Here is a 17,341-nt window from a genome sequence, read left to right as displayed (position 1 = left end):
CCGTGGGCCTGAACGACCCGCTCGCCACGGCCGACCCGGAGGTCGCCGCGGCGGTCGCCGCCGAGCTGCGGCGCCAGCAGTCCACCCTGGAGATGATCGCGTCGGAGAACTTCGCGCCGGTCGCGGTGCTGGAGGCGCAGGGCTCCGTCCTGACGAACAAGTACGCCGAGGGGTATCCGGGCAGGCGGTACTACGGCGGCTGCGAGCACGTCGACGTCACCGAGCAGCTCGCGATCGACCGGGCCAAGGCGCTGTTCGGGGCGGAGCACGCCAACGTCCAGCCGCACAGCGGGGCGCAGGCCAACACGGCCGTCTACTTCGCGCTGCTCCAGCACGGCGACACGATCCTCGGCCTCGACCTCGCGCACGGCGGGCACCTCACGCACGGGATGCGGCTGAACTACTCCGGCAAGGTGCTGAACGTGGTGCCCTACCACGTCCGCGCCGAGGACGGCCTGGTCGACATGGCCGAGGTCGCCACCCTCGCCGAGGAGCACCGGCCCAAGATGATCGTGGCGGGCTGGTCGGCGTACCCGCGCCGGCTCGACTTCGCGAAGTTCCGGGAGATCGCCGACTCGGTCGGGGCGCTGCTCATGGTCGACATGGCGCACTTCGCCGGGCTGGTCGCGGCGGGGCTGCACCCCTCGCCCGTCCCGCACGCGGACATCGTCACGACGACCACGCACAAGACGCTCGGCGGGCCGCGCGGCGGGCTGATCCTCGCCCGCGAGGAGTACGCCAAGAAGATCAACTCGGCGGTGTTCCCCGGCATGCAGGGCGGGCCGCTGGAGCACGTGATCGCCGCGAAGGCCGTCGCGCTGAAGGTCGCCGCGTCGGAGGAGTTCAAGGACCGGCAGGAGCGCACGGTCGAGGGCGCGAAGCTGCTCGCCGAGCGGCTCCTCGCCGAGGACGCCGCCAAGGCCGGGGTGAAGGTGCTCACCGGCGGGACGGACGTCCACCTCGTCCTGGTCGACCTGGTCGACTCCGAGCTCACCGGCCGTGACGCCGAGGACCGCCTGCACGACATCGGCATCACCGTGAACCGCAACGCCGTGCCGAACGACCCGCGTCCGCCGATGGTGACGTCCGGGCTGCGGATCGGGACGCCCGCGCTCGCCACCCGCGGCTTCACCGCCGCCGACTTCGCCGAGGTGGCGGACGTCATCGCGCTGGCCCTGCAGCCGTCGTTCGACCGGGCCGCGCTCGCGGCGCGGGTCTCGGCGCTCGCGGCCGCGCACCCCCTGTACCCGGACCTGTGACGTCCCGGCGCCCCCTCCCGCGCGGGCGGGGGCGCCGCGACCGGGGAGGCAAGTCCTCATGGCCATCAGCGTTTTCGACCTCTTCAAGATCGGCATCGGCCCGTCGTCGTCGCACACCGGCGGCCCGATGGCGGCGGCGCACCGCTTCGCGCGGGGCCTGGACCGGGACGGGCTGCTGGAGAAGACCGCGTCCGTGAAGGCGATCCTGTACGGGTCGCTGGGGCTGACCGGGAAAGGGCACGGCAGCGACAAGGCCGTCATCCTCGGACTGGAGGGCGACAAGCCCGAACTGGTCGACGTGGACGGGGTCGACGAGCGGATGGAGCGCGTCCGCACGCTGGGCGAACTGCGTTTGTTCGGCGACCACGAAGTGCCTTTCGTCGTCGGCGAGCACCTGGTCTTCGAGCGCAAGAAGTCGCTGCCCGGCCATCCCAACGGAATGCGTTTCACCGCACTGGACGCCGACGGCAACGAACTGCGCTCGAAGGTGTACTACTCGGTCGGCGGCGGGTTCATCCTGGACGAGACCGCCACCGGCGCCGACCGGATCAAGCCCGACGACACCGTCCTGCCCCACCCGTTCGACACGGCCGCCGACCTGCTCGACCGGTGCCGCGAGACGGGCCTGTCGGTGTCGGCGCTGATGCTGGAGAACGAGCGGGCGTTCGGCCGCACCCCGGACGAGATCCGCGCCGGGCTGCTGGAGCTGTGGGCCGTGATGGCGGCCTGCGTCGAGCGCGGCTGCACCCGCGAGGGGCTGCTGCCGGGCGGGCTCAAGGTGCGGCGGCGGGCGCCGCAGCTGCACCGCCAGCTCACCGCCGAGAAGCCCGGCGACCCGCTGCACGCGATGGACTGGGTGACCCTGTACGCGCTGGCCGTCAACGAGGAGAACGCGGCGGGCGGACGGATCGTCACCGCCCCCACGAACGGCGCCGCCGGGATCATCCCGGCCGTGCTGCACTACTACGCGCGCTTCGTGCCGGGCTGCGACGACGACGGCATCGTCCGGTTCCTGCTGACGGCCGCCGCGATCGGGGTGCTGTTCAAGCAGAACGCGAGCATCTCCGGCGCGGAGGTCGGCTGCCAGGGCGAGGTCGGGTCGGCCTGCTCGATGGCCGCGGCCGGGCTGACCGAGGTGCTCGGCGGGACGCCGGAGCAGGTGGAGAACGCCGCCGAGATCGGCATCGAGCACAACCTCGGGCTGACCTGCGACCCGGTCGGCGGGCTCGTCCAGGTGCCGTGCATCGAGCGCAACGCGGTCGGCGCGATCAAGGCGATCAGCGCGGCCCGCATCTCGCTGCGCGGCGACGGCCGCCACTTCGTCTCGCTCGACAAGGCCATCGCCACGATGCGCGACACCGGCCGCGACATGCTCGACAAGTACAAGGAGACGTCGCGGGGCGGGCTCGCCGTGAACGTCATCGAGTGCTGAGGGCGTCTGACCGGGCGCGTCAGAAGGCTTCGTCGAGGGCCAGGGCGGCGGCGCGGCGCAGGGCGTCGCGGTCGGCGGCGGCGATGTCGCGGGACGAGCACGTGGCCATGGCGATCACGTTGCCCCGGCGCGCCACGACCTGGACCCAGGAGTCCTTGGTCAGGCCCTCGCAGCTCTCGTCGCCGATTCCGCGGTCGGCGGACGGGGTGGTGCAGCCGAAGTCCGTCCCTCCGCGGACCGCGTAGCGCGCCTCTTTCACGCCTTTCGCGGGGTCGTCGCGGTTGTAGAGGTTGAGCTGGATCTGGAACGTGTCCTTCGGCGGGAACCTGGCGGTGCCGAAGGCGCAGAGCCGCCATTCGCCGTAGCCGTCGCGGCTGCTCTGCGGGATCCGCTTGCCCTCGGCGGCGCCGAGGCCGCGGAGCATCGTCCGTCCCTCGTCGGAGTCGTAGATCCGGCACATGTCGCCGGGGAGGGCGTCGACGGCGTCGTCCGGCCGCAGGAGCCGCTGGACGGCGAAGAAGGCGCCCGCGATCATCGCCGCGCTGACCGGCAGCGCGATGGCCGGGGCCAGCCAGACCCAGAGGCGGCGCCTGCGGCGCGGCGCGACCGGCGCCGTCGTCGGCGGGACGCTCATCGGCGGATGCGTGATCGGCGGCGGCCCGGTCGGCGGCAGCGTCACCGGCGGCAGAGCGACAGGGGGCGCCCACGCGGCGGGCGTCTGGAGCCGCCCGACCAGTTCGGCGGCGGACGGACGCAGGCCCGGGTCCTTCGCCAGGCAGGACGCGACGAGGGGGCGCAGCCGTCCGTCCAGCCCGGACAGGTCGGGCTCCTCGCTGAGGATCTGGTGGAAGAGGGCCTGGACGGAGTCGCGGGCGAACGCCGGATGCCCGGTCGCCGCGTAGACCATCGTCGCGCCCCACGCGAACACGTCGGCGGCGGCGGTCGCGGGACGCCCCTCGATCTGCTCCGGCGCCATGTACGCCGGGGTCCCGATCGGGCCCTTGGTGAGCGAGGACGTGACGTCCAGCGCGCGGGCGATGCCGAAGTCGATGACACGCGGCCCGTCCGGGCCCAGCAGGACGTTGTGCGGCTTGAAGTCCCGGTGGACGACGCCCGCCTCGTGGACGGCGGCCAGCGCGGCGGCCGTGTCGGCGGCCAGCCGCTCCAGCGCGTCGCCGCGCCGCGGCCCCTCGGCCTTCACCGCCGCCTGGAGCGACGGCCCGTCCACGTACTCGCTGACCACGTACGCGCTGGTGGAGTCGACCCGGACGTCGAGGACGCGGACCGTCCAGGACGGCGCGACCCTGCGGGCCGCCTCGACCTCGCGCTCCATCCGGCGGCGCGCGTCGGCGTCCAGGTCGCGCAGCACCTTGACCGCGACGCGCTCCCCGCCCGGACCCGAGCCGAGGTAGACGACGCCCTGCCCGCCCTCCCCGATCCGTCCCAGGATCCTCCAGGGACCGACGAGCGGGGGATCCCCCGCCTCCAGCGGCATCGCGGACATCCGACTCCCCTCCGGCAGATCCCCCTTCTCTATCGCATTCCGGGAGTGTTCGCGGGGTCACCCGCGCATGAAAGAACCCGGGGGCCGCGACGTGATCGCCGCGACCCCCGGGCCATCGGGCCGCTCAGCGGGAGGGGCCCATGCCGTGGTCCGTCTGTATCCCTACGTAACGTCCAAGGGCCCCCTGGTGGAGCCGCCCGAAGCCGGAAGATCGGACAAGCAGCACCCCCTCATCGCCCTTGACGGCAGGTTCACTTCGGACGTTAGTCCGGTGAACCGCGATTTACGCCCAACGAACCTCAAAGGCTTCGTCAGGACTGGGACGACCGCTCCGACGCGCGTCCCGACGACCCCGCGCGGTCGGCGCCCTTGAACATCTGGCGCATCTTGCGCGCGGCGTCTCCCGGCTTGCGCTTCGGCTGGTCAGGCTGGGGCTTCCCCTCGGCGGGCGGGCGCCTCCCGCGGTCGCTGCCGGTGCTCCCCGTCGTCTCGTCCTCGGCCCGGCCAGGCTTCTCGTTCACGACGACTCCCCCCGATGTCGTTTCACGGTCGTCACATGCGTACCCCGTCTACCGCGGGTAGAAGCGCACTTCGGGTCGGCCGACCTGCCCGTAGTGCGGTTTGCGCCGGGCGAGCCCGTTCTCGGCGAGGTACTCCAGGTAGCGGCGGGCGGTGACCCGGGACACGCCCGCGAGGTCGGCCGCCGCGGCGGCCGACAGCCCGCCCGCCGCGCTCGCCAGCACCTCGGTGATCGCCTGGAGCGTCTCCGCGCTCATGCCCTTCGGCAGCGAGCGGTGGTCGGGGGTGCGCAGGGTGGCGAGCATGCCGTCCACGTCGGCCTGGCCGGCGACCTCCCCGGCGCCGCCCGCCTGCTCGCGGAACGCCGCGTACCGGACGAGCTTGTCCCGCAGCGACGCGAACGTGAACGGCTTGAGCAGGTACTGGACGACCCCGACCGACACGGCCGACCTGATCACCGCGAGGTCCCGGGCGGACGTGACGGCGATGACGTCGACCTCGCTGCCCCCTGCCCGCAGCGCCCGGCACACGGTTAAGCCGTGCGTGTCCGGGAGGTAGAAGTCCAGCAGGACGACGTCGACGCGGTTGCGCTCGCAGAACCGGAGCGCGTCCGCCCCGGAGTGGACGACGCCCGCCACGCTGAACCCGGCGACCCGCTCCACGTAGGAGCGATGCGCCTCGGCGGCCACGGGATCGTCCTCGACGATCAACACCCTGATCATCGGGTATCCAAGGGAAGCCAGACCGTGAACACCGCGCCGCTGCCTCCCGGTCCGGAGCCGACGCGGACGTCGCCGCCGTGGCGGCGCACCGCCTGGCCGACGAGGGCGAGGCCGAGGCCGTGCCCGACCGGGCCGCCGGACGTCTTGGTCGTCCAGCCGCGGCGGAACATCTCCGGGACGGCGGCCGGGTCCACGCCGGGCCCGCTGTCGGACACCTCCAGGACGAGCCCGCCCGCGTCCCGGCGGACGCCGACCAGGACCCGCGGCGAACGCTCCGCGGCGCCCTCGATGGCCGCGTCCACCGCGTTGTCGATCAGGTTCCCGAGGATGGTGACGAGGTCGCGGGGCTCCACCACGCCGTCGATCACGGTGTCCTCCGCGACGACCAGCTCGACGCCGCGCTCCCCCGCCTCCGCCGACTTGCCGAGCAGCAGGGCGGCGAGCACCGGCTCCGACACCGAGCCGACGACCCGGTCGGTGAGCCGCTGCGCCGTCTCCAGCTCGGCGGTGGCGAACTCGACGGCCTGCTCGGGACGGCCCATCTCCACCAGCGACACCACCGTGTGCAGCCGGTTCGCCGCCTCGTGGGCCTGCGAGCGCAGCGACTCGGCGAAGCCGCGGACGGTGTCCAGCTCGCCGGTCAGGCCCTGCAGCTCGGTGTGGTCCCGCAGGGTGACGACGTTGCCGCGCGCCCTGTCCCGCGACCGGACGGGCGAGGTGTTCACGACCAGGACGCGGGTGTCGCCGACGTGGATCTCGTCCGACCGGGGCTCCGCCGAGACCAGGGTCGCGACCAGCTCGTCGGGCAGGCCGAGGTCGGCGACCGGGCGTCCGCGCGGGTCGCCGTGCGGGTCGCCGCGCAGGTCGAGCAGCTCGCGGGCGGCGTCGTTGCAGAGGACGACGCGCCCCTCCCGGTCGAGCAGCAGCAGCCCCTCCCGGACGGCGTGCAGGATCGCCCGGTGGTACTCGAACATGTCGCTCAGCTCGCCGGGCGCGACGCCGCGGGTCTGCCGCCGCAGCCGCGCGGACACGAGGTAGCTGCCCGCCATCCCGGCGGCGAGCACGGCGAGCGCGACCGCGCCGAGGTAGTACAGCCGGTGCCGCAGCTCCTTGGTGATCACCCGGATCGTGATGCCGACCGCGACGAGCGCCACGACCCGGTGCGCGTCGTCGAACACGGGCGTCACCGTGCGGACGGACGGGCCGAGCGTCCCCGTGTAGGTCTCGGTGAACGTCCGTCCGGCGACGGCGGGCGCCGTGTTGCCGACGAAGTGCCCGCCGATCCGCGCCGGGTTCGGGTGCGTGTAGCGGATCCCGGCCGGGCTCATGATCGTGACGAAGTCGACGCCGGTGTCGCGGCGGACGCGCTCGGCGTACGGCTGGAGCGACCGGCTCGGATCGCGGGCGGCGAGCGCGGCGCGGACGTTCCGGCCGTCGGCGATGCTGATCGCGACGGCGGTCACCGTCCGCCCGGCGGCCTCGTCGGCGGACTGGCCCGCGTCCAGGTAGGCGGCGGTCACGCCGACCGCCACCAGCAGCCCGACGATCGCGGCCTGCAGCACGAGGAGCTGCCGGGCAAGGCTCCAGCCGCTCGGCACCGCCCATCCCGGACGCCGCACGTCCGCCCCTTTCGTCCACCCGCCGCCGTGAACGAAATGTACACAAGGGTGACCGCCCTCACAGGACGGCGGATAGTCCAGTTTGCACAGACCCCGAGGCCCCCGCCGACCATGCTCACCCGACCTGCGACGGCCCACCCGAGTGCAGGCGCCCGCCGTGTGCATGCGCCCTCTCTCCGCTGGCGCATGGGCGTCTGCCGGAGCGCGGGCGCCCGTCCGGAGGTCCGCGCCCGTGCCAGGCGCAGGACCCGGACGGGCGCCGCCGCCCCGGGACCCGGCCCTGGACGCGGGCGCGCGCCCCGCGCGGTCAGGCGGGTCCGGGCCGCGGGCGGCGGCGCCTCCCCCGCCGCGCGGCGGCGGTCCTGAACCTGATCACGACCGGCAGGTCGGGCATCCCGACCGCGCGCCGGTACCGTTCGACCGGGCCCGCGCCGAGCTCCCCGTACACCTCGCCGACCAGGGCGTCGCGCGCGCAGTCGACCCGCATCCTGAGGCGCGGGCGGTGCGCCGAGCCGGTCAGCCTGACCCGGGCGTCCTGGACGCCGGGCATCTCCCGCGCCGCCACGGCCAGCTCGCCGGACGCGACATGGGCGAGGGCGCGGACGCGCGGGTCGACGTCCGGCCGGCGCCGCTGGATGAGCGCCCGCCCTTGAAGCACCAGCCACAACTGCCCGGCGAGCGCGGCCGCTTCCGCCGTTCCGGCGGCGACGGGCAGGAACCAGCCCTCGTCCCGCGCGTACCGGACGAGCGACGGATCGAGCGGGGGCCTGCCCGACAGGGCGCCGAGCGCGTCGAACGCGCCGAGCCCGGCCGCGAGCGCCGCGCTCCCGCAGAGGAGGAGGACGGCGCCGGTCACCGCGAGCGGGATCCTCATGTCAGTCCTTCCGCCAGCCGAGCCGGACGTCGACCCGCGGCCGGTGCATGGGCTCCACCCGGTCCAGCCGCTCGTCGACCGCGGCGCGGACCAGGTCGTCCAGGTTCGCCGGGTTGCGGTAGTAGGTGGCCGCCCGGACGACGAGGCCGCGGCGGAACGTCCCGCGCCCCCACCGGCGGGCGCGGACGCGGACGCGCTCGATGCCGGGGACGGCGAGCGCCGCGTCGGCGAGCGTCCGGCGCAGGTCGGCGCGGCGGAGGCCGCCCGCCAGGCGCGGGTCGGCGCCGTCCAGCGGAACGCCGCGCGGGCGTCCGGGCAGCGCGGCCAGCAGGAACGCGAGGCCGAGCGCCATCGCGGCGGCCGCCCCGGCCAGCACGGCGGGATCGTTCCAAGAGCGGTGCCGCAGCGCCTCTGTCACCGCCGCCCCGCCGGGCAGCGGATGGACGCCGGACCCGAGCGCCGCCGCGAGCAGTTCCGCCGCCGCCGTCCCGCCGGCGGCGGTCACCAGCAGCGCCGCCGCGAACCCGGCGAGCGGGCGCGGCGGCCGGAACTCCCGGACGGCGAGCCGCCGCGCGGCCCGCTCGCCCTCGGTCACGTCCCGCTCGACCGCGTCCCGCCCGAGCACGTCATGTACGAGTGTTGTCTCGGCCACAGCCACCCCCGTGAGCCATCGGCACGTCCGACGTCACTCATCGTGCGTCATGGTCACGCGGAGCGAAACCCGCCATGCCGATCTCGCCCGCCTTCGCCGGAACGGCGAAGGCGCAGGTCAGCGGAAGACGACCGTGCGGTCGCCGTTGAGCAGGACGCGGTGCTCGCAGTGCCAGCGGACCGCGCGGGCGAGCGCGAGGCACTCGACGTCGCGGCCGACCGCGACCAGCGCCTCGGGGCTGTGCGTGTGGTCGACCCGCGCGACCTCCTGCTCGATGATCGGGCCCTCGTCCAGGTCGGCGGTGACGTAGTGCGCGGTCGCGCCGATCAGCTTGACGCCGCGCGCGTGCGCCTGGTGGTAGGGGCGGGCGCCCTTGAAGCTCGGCAGGAACGAGTGGTGGATGTTGATGATCGCGCCGGGCAGCTTGGCGCAGAAGTCGTCCGAGAGGATCTGCATGTACCGGGCGAGGACGACGAGGTCGGCGCCGTAGTGCTCGACCAGCGTCAGGATCTCGGCCTCCTGCGCGGCCTTGCCGCCGGGCCCGGCCGGGAGGTGGTGGTAGTCGATCCCGTACGACTGGGTGAGCGGCCTGAGGTCGGGGTGGTTGGACGCGACCGCGACGATGTCGATGTCGAGCAGCCCGGACCGCGTCCGGTAGAGGAGGTCGTTCAGGCAGTGCCCGCCCTTCGACACCATGATCAGCACGCGCGGGCGCTCGGCCAGGGTGTGCAGCCGCCACTCCAGCCCCAGCTCCGGGACGAGGGCCGCGACCGCGCCGCGCAGCTCGTCGGCGTCGGCGTCGTCCGGGACGCCGAACTGCACCCGCATGAAGAACGTGCCGGACCCGCCGTCGCCGAACTGCTGGCTCTCCACGATGTTGCAGCCGCGCTCGGCGAGCAGGCCGGAGACGGCGGCGACGATGCCGGGCCGGTCCGGGCAGGACAGGGTCAGCACATGTTCGTTCACGGTCTCAACTCTCGGCGGGAGCGAAGGAAACGGCGGATCGCTGCCGAGCTTACGCGGCGTCCGGCCGTCCCCGGCGCGTTCCGGGCCGGGCGCCCGTGTCGCGTCGGACGCTGGGGCTACCTTGGCCTTCATGCGGCGAATCCTGCTGATCTCGGCGGTGATCGCGCTCGCCGTCGCGGGATGTACCGGGACGCCCCGGAACGCGGAGGGCGGACGCCCGGCGACGGTCGGCGGCGTCCCCACATCGGCGGGCACGCACAAGCAGAAGCTGGACGTCGGGACGTTCGGCCACCGCGAGTACCTGCTGCACGTCCCGGCCAAGGTGTCCGGCGGGCGGTGGAGGGACGGCAGGCCGGCCGACCCGCCCGCGCTGGTCGTCGCGCTGCACGGCGGACTGGCCACGATGGGCCAGATGGAGAAGCTGACCGGGTTCGACCGGCTGTCTGACGAGAAGGGCTTCCTCGGCGCCTACCCGGACGGCTTCATGACCACCTGGAACGCGGGCGACTGCTGCGGCCCGGCCAAGGTCGGAGACATAGACGACGTCGGGTTCCTGGCCGAGCTGATCGACCGGCTGACCGGCGCCGGGCTCGCCGATCCCCGCCGTGTCTACGTCACGGGCTTCTCCAACGGCGCGGGGATGGCGTACCGGATGGCCTGCGAGCGCCCCGGGAAGATCGCGGCGATCGGGGTGGTGGAGGGCGCGCTGGTGACCGAGTGCCATCCGGACCGCCCGGTCTCGGCGATGATCTTCCACGGGACGGCGGACGAGAACGTCCCCTACCACGGCGGCGGGCGCCGCGACTTCAACGACGGCCGCCCGTTCCCGCCCGCGTCCCGGGCCGTCGCCTTCTGGCGCCGCGTCGCCGGACTCCCCGCGAAGGGTGAGAAGATCAAGACGAGCGTCTCCCAGGCCCGCTGCGAGAGCAGCGGCGCGGACGGCGTCGCGGTCGCCTTCTGCACGGTCGACGGCGGTACGCACCGGTGGCCCCCGGGCGCGAGCGCCGTGCTCTGGGACTTCTTCGCCGCGCATCCACGTGCCCGCTGACCGGCCCGAACGGTGGATGTGAGAGGATTTCACATTTGCCGCTAGGCTGGCATCGTGACGAGCATGAACCTCCGCGACCGCTACGACGCCGCGACGGCCGGGATCGAGGCCCCGTTCGCCGCCGTCGACCTCGCGGCCTTCCGCGCCAACGCCGCCGGTCTCGTGCGCCGCGCCGCCGGGAAGCCGATCCGGGTCGCGAGCAAGTCGGTGCGGTGCCGCGCCCTCCTCGCCGACGTCCTCGCCATGGACGGCTTCGCCGGGATCATGGCCTTCACCCTCCCCGAGGCGCTCTGGCTCGCCGCGGAGGGCGTCAGCGACGACATCCTCGTCGCCTACCCCACCACCGACCGGACGGCCCTCGCCGCGCTCGCCGCCGACCCGGCCGCCGCCCGCGCCGTCACGCTCATGGTCGACTGCCCCGAGCACCTCGACCTGATCGAGGCCGCGGTGGGCGACCGTCATATCCGGGTCTGCGTCGACGTCGACGCCTCGTACCGCCCCCTGGGCGGACGGGTCCGGATCGGCGCGCTGCGCTCCCCGCTGCGCACCCCAGCCGAGGTCGCGGCGTTCGCCGAGCAGGTCCTCAAGCGGCCGTCGCTGCGCCTCGTCGGGCTGATGGCCTACGAGGCCCAGATCGCCGGGGTCGGGGACGTCCCGCCGGGCCGTCCCGCCAGGGGCCGGGTGATCCGCGCCATGCAGCAGCGGTCGCGGACCGAGCTGGCGCGGCGGCGGGCGGCCATCGTCCGGGCCGTGCGGCAGCTCACCGACCTGGAGTTCGTCAACGGCGGCGGCACCGGCAGCGTCGAGAAGACCGCCGCCGAGCGCGCCGTCACCGAGGTCGCGGCCGGATCCGGGCTCTACCAGCCGCACCTGTTCGACCAGTACTCCAACTTCGCCGGACGTCCCGCCGCGCTGTTCGCGCTGCCCGTCGCGCGCCGTCCCGGGCCCGGCGTAGCGACCTGCCTCGGCGGCGGGTACCTGGCGTCCGGCCCCGCCGACGCCGTCCGCCTCCCCCAGCCGTACCTGCCGACCGGCCTGTCCTACGACCCGAACGAGGGCGCGGGCGAGGTGCAGACGCCGCTGCTCGGCCGCTCCGCCGACCTGCTGTCCGTCGGCGACCGCGTCTGGTTCCGGCACACCAAGGCGGGCGAACTGTGCGAGCGCTTCGACGCCCTCCACCTGATCGACGGCGACCATGTCGTCAGGACCGTCCCCACGTACAGGGGCGAAGGGAAGACGTTTCTGTGAAGGGGGCGACCCCCTTCGGCCTCCGGGCGCGGCCGCCCTCCGGCCGCACGACCCGTGGGCCTGGGCTTAGGTTGGGGGTATGAGTGACGCGCCTCTGATCAGTGTTCGCGGCGAGGCGGTGCTGGAGGCCGAGCCGGAGATCGCGCGGCTGTCGGTGCACGTCCAGTCGCAGGAGTCCGACCGGCGGGCGGCCCTCGACCGGCTCACCGAGCGCAACCAGCGCTGCCTCGACCTGGTGAAGTCCTACGGCGAGGCCGTGGAGAGGCTGGAGACGGGCGGGCTGTCGATCACGCCGGTGCTGAAGTACCGGCGGCGCGAGGGGGACGTCCGCGCCTACCGCGGCACCGTCTGGATCAAGATCACGGTCAGCGACTTCGGCGTGCTCGGCGAGCTGGTCGCCCGGCTCGGCGACCTGGAGCGCACGTTCGTCGACGGCCCGCAGTGGGACCTGCGCCGCGACAGCGGGGTGTACCGGGAGGCCGCCCGGCAGGCCGCGCACGAGGCGGTCGAGCGGGCCCGCCGCTACGCCGACGCGCTCGGCAGCGAACTCGTCGGCCTGGTCGAGCTGTCGGACGAGGGCCTCGGCCGCGACCAGGGCGGGCCCGTCACGCTGGCCGCCGCGTACGGCGGCGCGCCCGGCGCCGCCGCCGCCGACGAGCCCGAGCCGATCGACCTGGAGCCCGCGACGCAGATCGTCCGCGCGGCCGTCGAGGCCCGCTTCACGGTGAGCCCGCCCGACCTCGGCTCCCGCTGACTGAACGCACCCGGCGCCGCGCCCGTATTCCAGGACGTGGGACGAACGGACTGCGGGGAGTACCGCCTCGGCCTCGGCGGCTACGCGCTCGGGCGGCTGCCGGGGGCGGAGGCTGCCGAGCTGGCGGCGCACCTGCGCGGCTGCCCGCCGTGCCGGGCCGAGCTCGCCGAGCTGCGGACGGTCGCCGAACTCCTGCGCCGCACCGTCCGCCCGCACTCCGCTTCGGGACGCTCCGCCTCCGGACGCTCCGCCGTGGATCGTTCGGGCCGCGGACGCCGAAGCGCCGGCCGCGGATCGCGGACCGGCGCCTCCGGGACGGGTGTCAGCGCCGTCTGCGCCTACGGCCCCAGAGGACCAGGGCGGTCACGGTGACGGCGGCCCCGACGCCCACCAGCAGCAGCCGCTTGTCGATCCCGCCGTCCGCGCCGCCGTCGTCGTAGTCGTCCACCGCGCCCTCGGCCGGACGCACCAGCGCGCGGGCGGCCTTCGCGACCTGGCCCGCCTCCTCCTTCAACCGCTCGGCGCCCCGGTGCGCGACGTTCTTCGGGTTGACCCGGTCGGCCAACTCGTCGATCGTGCGGGCGAGCTCCCGGCGGGTGCGCTCGATCTCCCGCTCCAGCTCCTCCGGGTCGCGGGACCTGTCAGCCATGCCGTGTCCTTAATCGTGTCGGGCCGTAGTGTCGGGCGGAACCATCAGCTGCGAAGCATGGTCCGAACAGTGTGGCAGGTCCGGGCCCCGGACGTCCGCCGCACCCCGGCCGCGGGTACCGTTGGACCAACCATCCGAGCGAAAGGCGGGTCAGGGTGTCCGAGCGGCTCCAGCCGGGCGACGTCGCCCCCGATTTCGAGCTTCCCGACGCCGACGCGGCCCCCGTGTCGCTGGCGTCCCTGCGCGGGAAGCGCGTGATCCTCTACTTCTACCCGGCGGCCCTGACCCCCGGCTGCACCAAGGAGGCCGTCGACTTCCAGGGCAGCCTCGGCGACCTGGAGGCCGCCGGGGTCGCCGTCATCGGCATCTCCCCCGACAAGCCCGCCAAGCTCGCGAAGTTCCGCGAGAAGGAGGGCCTGACGTTCCCGCTGCTCTCCGACCCGGACGCCGAGGTCCTGCGCGCCTACGGCGCCTACGGCGAGAAGAAGCTCTACGGCCGGACGGTCGTCGGCGTGATCCGCTCGACCTTCCTGGTGGACGCCGACGGCAAGATCGAGAAGCCGTACTACAACGTGAAGGCCACCGGGCACGTCGAGCGCCTCCGCCGCGAACTCGACCTCTGACCGACCGCGCCCGCGCGGGCGCGTCCGGGATTCGGGCGCGCCGCGGTTTTGAGCGTGCACATAAAGGCGGCCCGCGCGTGGCGCGCGGGCCGTTCCGGTGTCCCGACCGGTGCGGGCGGGGGGATTCGAACCCCCACGGTGTCGCCACCAACAGGACCTAAACCTGCCGCGTATACCTGATTTCGCCACGCCCGCCCTACTCCCGCGTGGGAACTTGTTCAGCTTATCGCCATGATCCGCTGGCGTGGTGCGGTTATCCGGCCCAAACGGCCGCGTCCGGCCGTCCCGCGTGAAGCCCGTCCCGGTATGGGACGCCCCTCTCCGCAATTGCGGACACGACCTCCGGGAATCTTGCCACTGCATTTGCAGCACGCCCTCGGCAGGGCGCCGCCGGGCGGCCTAGGCTTGACGGGTCCGTCCGCCAGTCCAGTCGGTGACTCCATGACCACAAGCCCGGCGGGGACCGCCGCCAGCGACTCCTTCACGCACCGCGTGCTCCCTTACGACGGCCCCGGCCAACTCCTCGCGGGCGCCGTCCCGTTCCTCCTCGACGGGGTCGACGCGGGCGACCGCGTGCTCGCCGTGTCCCGCCCCGACCGCGAGTCCCTGCTGCGGGACGCGCTCGGCCCGGCCGCCGAGGGCATCGAGTTCGCCGACGCCGCGACCTGGTACGAACACCCGTCCCGGACGCTCGCCGACTGCCTCAGCGACGCCGACGACACCGCCTGGCGGGGCCGCCGCCTCCGCGTCCTCGGCGACCCGGTGTGGGCGCGGCGGTCACGGCTCGAGGTCGTCGAATGGCAGCGGGTGGAAGCCGTCCTCAACGTCGCGTTCCGCGGCACCGGCGCAGCGCTGCTCTGCCCGTACGAGGCGTCGCTGCCCGCGGGCGTCGTCGCGGCCGCCCGCCGGACGCACCCCGAGACGGTGCGCGGGGCACGGGCCGTCCCGAACCCCGGTTACGTCGACCCGTGGACGTACTCGGCAGGGTGCGACGCCGAGCCGCTGCCCCGTCCGCCCGCCGGCGCGGACACGCTGAAGCTCGAACGTCCCGACCTGTTCTGGCTGCGGGCCTACGTCACCGACTACGCGCGGTCGACGCCCCTGCCCGAGGACGACCTGCAACGCCTCCTCGTCGCCGTCACCGAGGTCGTCACCAACGCGTGGCGGCACGGCGAGCCGCCGATCGTCATGCGGATGTGGACGGAGGCGCCGGACGGCGTCCCCGCCCTGGTCTGCGAGGTCTGCGACAGCGGACGGTGGACGTCCGACAGCGGCTACGGGCTGATCCCGCCGCGTCCGGGCGGCGCGGCGTCCGGCGGGCGGTTCGGGCTGTGGGCCGTCCGGCTGCTGTGCTCCATCGTCCAGATCCGGACGGGCGACGGCGGCAGCGTCGTCCGCCTGCGGCTGGCCCTGCCCGAACCCGGCGCGAAGGGGTGAGCGCGGGGGTGAACAGAGCGTGAGGAACTCCGTGCGTTGGGCTTCCAAAACCCGGGCGGCGGCGTACGCTGAACAAATCACCGACCTCGATGGACAGGCCATGGAGACACCCTGGTTCGCCAAGCGTCCCGTCAGCCAAGTACGTCCGGGCGACCACGCCTGGCTGGCCTACAGCGGCGCGGAAGAGCGCGACAGCGTCATCGGGCCCTTCGTCCTGGAAGGGCTGGCGACGAACGAGAAGGTCGTGTACGTCACCGACGCCTCCGCCGACCGCCTCCCCGGCCTCGGCCCGCGGCAGCTCGTGGACGTCCACGCGCACGGAAGGTCGGGCCAGCTGCGGGTCATCTCGCGGCGGGACGCCTGCCTCGACCGGCACGGCACCTTCGAGCCCGCGATGATGCTCGACACGCTCGCCCGCGAGGTCGACGCGGCGTTCGGGCAGGGCTTCCGGGCCGTGCGCATCACCACCGACTACAGCTGGCTGGTGAACGAGCCGGGGCGCTCCGACCTCGGCCCGGTGCTGGGTTGTGAGCACCGGGTCGGCGACGCCGTGTCGCCGAGCACGATGGCGATGGCGATCTGCCAGATCGACCGCCGCGCCTGCCGGCGCGACGAGCTCACCGCCCTCCGCGACGCACACGAGGTCCTCGTGGAAGTGAACCCCGAATTCGACGACGGGATCCTGAAGATAGTGCGCACGTTCCAACCCGACGGCCTGCGGGTCGAGGGCGAGTTGGACGCCGCGCGGCACACGGTGTTCGCCGAGCAGCTCGTCCAGGTGAGCACCCGCCGCTCCGGCGTGCCGCGCGGCGGCCTGCACCTCGACCTGTCCCGGCTCGGCTTCATCGACCTCGGCGGCCTCAACCTGCTGGCGCAGCACGCCGTCGCGCTGCCCGCGGGCGAGCCGCTGGTGCTCGACAACCTCACGCCGAACGTGGAGCACGTCATCGAGATGGTCGGCTGGCACCGCCTGCCCGGCCTCACCCGCGGCGCCGAACGAAGCATCACGGGCGGCGAGGAGACCTCCCGGTGACGGCGGCGAAGCGGGGGTTTTCCGGGGCTCGCTCCGGAAACCTCGGGGAAGGTCCTTCGGAGAGGCGGAGCCCGATGAGCCTGGAGCACAGGGCCTTCCTGTACCGCGACGTCGACGAGTTCCTCGCCGTAACCGTCCCGTTCCTGAAGTCTGGTCTCGAGCGCGACGAGGCCGTGGTCGCCGTCGCCCGCGAACCGAACCTGTCCGCGCTGCGCGACGTGCTCGGCACGGCGGGCACGCCGATCCTGTACCGCGACTCGGCCGAGTTCTACCGGCATCCCGTCCACACCCTGCGCGACTACCAGGCCATCGTGAAGAAGAGCGAGCCGCGCACCGTCCGCGCCCTCGCCGAACCGGTCTGGGACGGCTGGGACGAGCGCCAGACCCTCGAATGGGTCCGCTACGAGTCCCTCATCAACGTCGTGTTCGAGAACTCGGGGGCCCGCGCGCTGTGCCCCTACGACACCGAGGCCCTGCCGCCCCGGGTCGTCGCGGAGGCGCGCCGCACCCACCCGCTGCTGCTCGCGGGCGGCGACAGCGCCCCCAGCGAGGAGTACATCGACCCCGAGACGTTCGGGTCGGGCTGCGACCGGCGGGTCCGCTTCGACCGTCCGCGCGGCGCCGACTACCTCCCGATAGACGGCGACGACCTGCACAAACTCCGGTCGTTCGTGGGCGAGCACGCCCGCCGGAACGGGCTCGCCGGGCAGCCCGCGCGCAACCTCGTCACCGCGGTCAACGAGGTCGCCGCGAACGCCCTCCAGCACGGCACGCCCCCGATCGGGCTGTGGCTGTGGCGCGACGGCTCCGCCCTGATCACCGAGGTCGGCGACAACGGCTTCTGGCGTCCCGGCCCGAGCCCGCTGACCGGGTTCATCCCGCCCGACTCCGCCCTCCAGCGCGGCTTCGGGCTGTGGACCGTCCGCCTCCTCGTCGACCTGATGGAGCTCCGCGCGGGCTGGGACGGCACCTTCGTCCGCCTGCACGTGAAGTGCTAGCCCG

Annotated in this window: 18 protein-coding genes and 1 tRNA gene; 10 read left to right on the top strand and 9 right to left on the bottom strand. The window is 73.9% G+C overall.

Going from position 1 to position 17,341, the window contains the following annotated elements; genetic code table 11:
- Positions 1–2 precede the first annotated feature (2 nt).
- On the top strand, positions 3–1,259 hold the full coding sequence (gene glyA / locus FXF65_RS04635) for a serine hydroxymethyltransferase (RefSeq protein WP_281288874.1): 1,257 nt from the start codon (positions 3–5) through the stop codon (positions 1,257–1,259).
- Positions 1,260–1,317: 58 nt separating this feature from the next.
- Positions 1,318–2,691: an L-serine ammonia-lyase gene (locus FXF65_RS04630; protein WP_148348453.1), complete on the top strand. Its 1,374-nt coding sequence runs from the start codon at positions 1,318–1,320 to the stop codon at positions 2,689–2,691.
- A gap of 19 nt (positions 2,692–2,710) precedes the next feature.
- On the opposite strand, the gene FXF65_RS04625 is transcribed toward FXF65_RS04630, so the two are convergent.
- The 7 genes from FXF65_RS04625 to purU form a co-directional block, all read right to left on the bottom strand.
- A complete protein-coding gene (locus FXF65_RS04625; RefSeq protein WP_148348452.1) occupies positions 2,711–4,195 on the bottom strand; it encodes a serine/threonine-protein kinase in 1,485 nt (494 codons plus the stop codon).
- A gap of 311 nt (positions 4,196–4,506) precedes the next feature.
- Complete coding sequence (locus FXF65_RS04620; protein WP_148348451.1) at positions 4,507–4,716, bottom strand: hypothetical protein; 210 nt, start codon at positions 4,714–4,716, stop codon at positions 4,507–4,509.
- Between the two features lie 48 nt (positions 4,717–4,764).
- Positions 4,765–5,436 carry a response regulator gene (locus FXF65_RS04615; RefSeq protein ID WP_148348450.1) on the bottom strand — a complete coding sequence of 224 codons (672 nt, stop codon included), beginning with the start codon at positions 5,434–5,436 and terminating at the stop codon, positions 4,765–4,767.
- Entirely contained in the window at positions 5,433–7,055 is a 1,623-nt protein-coding gene (locus FXF65_RS04610) for a sensor histidine kinase (RefSeq protein WP_246198354.1), read from the bottom strand. The genes FXF65_RS04615 and FXF65_RS04610 overlap by 4 nt, the downstream gene beginning before the upstream one ends.
- Positions 7,056–7,362: 307 nt before the next feature.
- Positions 7,363–7,929 carry a hypothetical protein gene (locus tag FXF65_RS04605; RefSeq protein WP_148348448.1) on the bottom strand — a complete coding sequence of 189 codons (567 nt, stop codon included), beginning with the start codon at positions 7,927–7,929 and terminating at the stop codon, positions 7,363–7,365.
- A 1-nt stretch (position 7,930) separates the two neighbouring features.
- Positions 7,931–8,581, bottom strand: a complete 651-nt coding sequence (locus FXF65_RS04600; protein WP_148348447.1) for a DUF6286 domain-containing protein — start codon at positions 8,579–8,581, stop codon at positions 7,931–7,933.
- Between the two features lie 117 nt (positions 8,582–8,698).
- Positions 8,699–9,547 carry a formyltetrahydrofolate deformylase gene (purU, locus tag FXF65_RS04595; RefSeq protein WP_246198353.1) on the bottom strand — a complete coding sequence of 283 codons (849 nt, stop codon included), beginning with the start codon at positions 9,545–9,547 and terminating at the stop codon, positions 8,699–8,701.
- Positions 9,548–9,677: 130 nt separating this feature from the next.
- On the opposite strand from purU, the gene FXF65_RS04590 reads away from it, so the two are divergent.
- From FXF65_RS04590 to FXF65_RS04575, 4 genes are all read left to right on the top strand, one after another.
- Entirely contained in the window at positions 9,678–10,595 is a 918-nt protein-coding gene (locus FXF65_RS04590; RefSeq protein ID WP_148348445.1) for a CE1 family esterase, read from the top strand.
- Between the two features lie 63 nt (positions 10,596–10,658).
- Positions 10,659–11,843: an amino acid deaminase/aldolase gene (locus FXF65_RS04585; RefSeq protein WP_148348877.1), complete on the top strand. Its 1,185-nt coding sequence runs from the start codon at positions 10,659–10,661 to the stop codon at positions 11,841–11,843.
- Between the two features lie 79 nt (positions 11,844–11,922).
- A complete protein-coding gene (locus tag FXF65_RS04580) occupies positions 11,923–12,597 on the top strand; it encodes an SIMPL domain-containing protein (RefSeq protein ID WP_148348444.1) in 675 nt (224 codons plus the stop codon).
- A 36-nt stretch (positions 12,598–12,633) separates the two neighbouring features.
- On the top strand, positions 12,634–12,969 hold the full coding sequence (locus FXF65_RS04575; RefSeq protein ID WP_148348443.1) for a zf-HC2 domain-containing protein: 336 nt from the start codon (positions 12,634–12,636) through the stop codon (positions 12,967–12,969).
- Here FXF65_RS04575 and FXF65_RS04570 read toward each other — a convergent pair.
- Positions 12,920–13,246, bottom strand: coding sequence for a DUF3618 domain-containing protein (locus FXF65_RS04570; protein WP_148348442.1), 327 nt, complete (start codon positions 13,244–13,246; stop codon positions 12,920–12,922). The genes FXF65_RS04575 and FXF65_RS04570 overlap by 50 nt on opposite strands.
- A gap of 155 nt (positions 13,247–13,401) precedes the next feature.
- On the opposite strand from FXF65_RS04570, the gene bcp reads away from it, so the two are divergent.
- A complete protein-coding gene (bcp, locus tag FXF65_RS04565; protein ID WP_148348441.1) occupies positions 13,402–13,869 on the top strand; it encodes a thioredoxin-dependent thiol peroxidase in 468 nt (155 codons plus the stop codon).
- A 110-nt stretch (positions 13,870–13,979) separates the two neighbouring features.
- Here the strand turns inward: bcp and FXF65_RS04560 are convergent.
- Positions 13,980–14,064, bottom strand: a tRNA-Leu gene (locus FXF65_RS04560).
- Between the two features lie 246 nt (positions 14,065–14,310).
- Here FXF65_RS04560 and FXF65_RS04555 point away from each other — a divergent pair.
- The 3 genes from FXF65_RS04555 to FXF65_RS04545 all read left to right on the top strand — a co-directional run bounded on the left by FXF65_RS04555 (position 14,311) and on the right by FXF65_RS04545 (position 17,337).
- Positions 14,311–15,306, top strand: a complete 996-nt coding sequence (locus tag FXF65_RS04555) for a sensor histidine kinase (RefSeq protein WP_148348440.1) — start codon at positions 14,311–14,313, stop codon at positions 15,304–15,306.
- A gap of 100 nt (positions 15,307–15,406) precedes the next feature.
- A complete protein-coding gene (locus FXF65_RS04550; RefSeq protein WP_148348439.1) occupies positions 15,407–16,339 on the top strand; it encodes an MEDS domain-containing protein in 933 nt (310 codons plus the stop codon).
- Between the two features lie 74 nt (positions 16,340–16,413).
- The gene (locus FXF65_RS04545) at positions 16,414–17,337 is read left to right on the top strand and encodes a sensor histidine kinase (RefSeq protein WP_148348438.1); all 924 of its coding nucleotides are present in this window, start codon (positions 16,414–16,416) and stop codon (positions 17,335–17,337) included.
- Positions 17,338–17,341: the final 4 nt, after the last annotated feature.

The sequence above is a fragment of the Actinomadura syzygii genome (assembly GCF_008085905.1).
In the GTDB taxonomy this organism is placed as follows: Bacteria; Actinomycetota; Actinomycetes; order Streptosporangiales; family Streptosporangiaceae; genus Spirillospora; species Spirillospora syzygii.
This window is presented reverse-complemented; position numbering and strand designations above follow the sequence as displayed.